Source organism: Rhizobium sp. SEMIA 4085, from assembly GCF_013004495.1.
GTDB classification, from domain to species: Bacteria; Pseudomonadota; Alphaproteobacteria; order Rhizobiales; family Rhizobiaceae; genus Rhizobium; species Rhizobium gallicum.
In genome coordinates this window covers 1-1,150 of sequence record NZ_JABEPH010000674.1, presented here as the reverse complement: position 1 = coordinate 1,150, position 1,150 = coordinate 1, and the positions used below count along the sequence as shown (strand labels likewise).

2 protein-coding genes are annotated in these 1,150 nt (G+C 55.4%); both read left to right on the top strand.

Annotation, left to right across the window (positions count from 1 at the left end):
• The coding region (locus C9413_RS32275) for a hypothetical protein (RefSeq protein ID WP_170251590.1) at positions 1-428 on the top strand (428 nt) is incomplete at its 5' end.
• A 160-nt stretch (positions 429-588) separates the two neighbouring features.
• Positions 589-1,150: restriction endonuclease (locus C9413_RS32270; RefSeq protein WP_170251588.1), on the top strand; the 562-nt coding region annotated here is incomplete at its 3' end.

The following is a 1,150-nucleotide window of genomic DNA, read 5'->3' as shown; positions in this document are numbered from 1 at the left end:
TGTCCCGGGCGGTGTTCCGGGCCCACAAAGGCTATCCAAGTCGCGCTGCACGGGGGCAGCTCGCCGAGAACCTCACAGAACACCCTATTACATATTCAGCCGCGTTCAACGCGGTTTTCGCGGACGTCGAGACCTATGCTATCGAAAGCCTCACACCTGCCGATCGCGAACAAGCAAGCGCGTTCAAGGCGGAAGACTGGCTCGCCGACATCGGCAAGATCGAGAACTACCTTCCGCTGGCTGTAGAGGAGAAGAAGCAGGAGCTTTTCAGCTTTATTGAGGGCTATAACCAGTATCGGCGGAACAGGGAGAGTGACTACCGCTATGGACCCGCCACCTTAGATTGGCCGAACCTCGGCGGCGTGGATTTCTCGCCCGCCCAGGTAGCGCAACTCTTCTCGACCTTGAAAGGCGACGAAGACAAGTGAACTCGATCCGTCTGGGATTTGCCAGGCGTTGATTGCATCAAGCGCCATGCCATTGAAAACGACCCTGACTATTATTTCCATTGGGCCTCGCACACGCTTGACGGGAAGGAAGGCGCGCCCTTAGCCTGATATGACAGGACTCGATTGGAAGGGCATGATAATGACGACTGAGGGCGATCTCACGACGACCGAGAAGGGGCAAAATTTCGAGAAGGAGGTCGCCGCAATCTACGAGGCGCTCGGCTACAAGGTCGAGCGAAACGTTCAGGTCAAAGGTCATCAGGTTGACCTTCTTGTGACGCGGTCGCTCGCAGGCGCACGAACCATCACCTACATGATCGATGCAAAGAACCGGTCCTCGGGTAGCGTCGGCATTAATGATTTCGCGAGTTTTTCCACTACCGCCACGCGCCTCTTTCTGGACGGGGCAATTACCGGCGCGATCATGGTCACCAATGCCGATTTTAGCCAGATTGCATCGGGTCAGGCGCTCGACAGCAACAACCTCAGGCTCATGACGATCAATGAACTGCGAAACGAGATTTTCAATCCCTCGGAAGCGTTGACCAGAACGCTCATGGATTACGAAGCTAGAGAAATCAACGCCGAGTGTATCGCGTTGGACGCCGAATCGAATGTGGCTCACGTGATCGGATACAGGACATTGGAGCATATATCTACAAGTGGGGTGAAGAGCGAAAGTGCATGTGCGTCGACGCGTG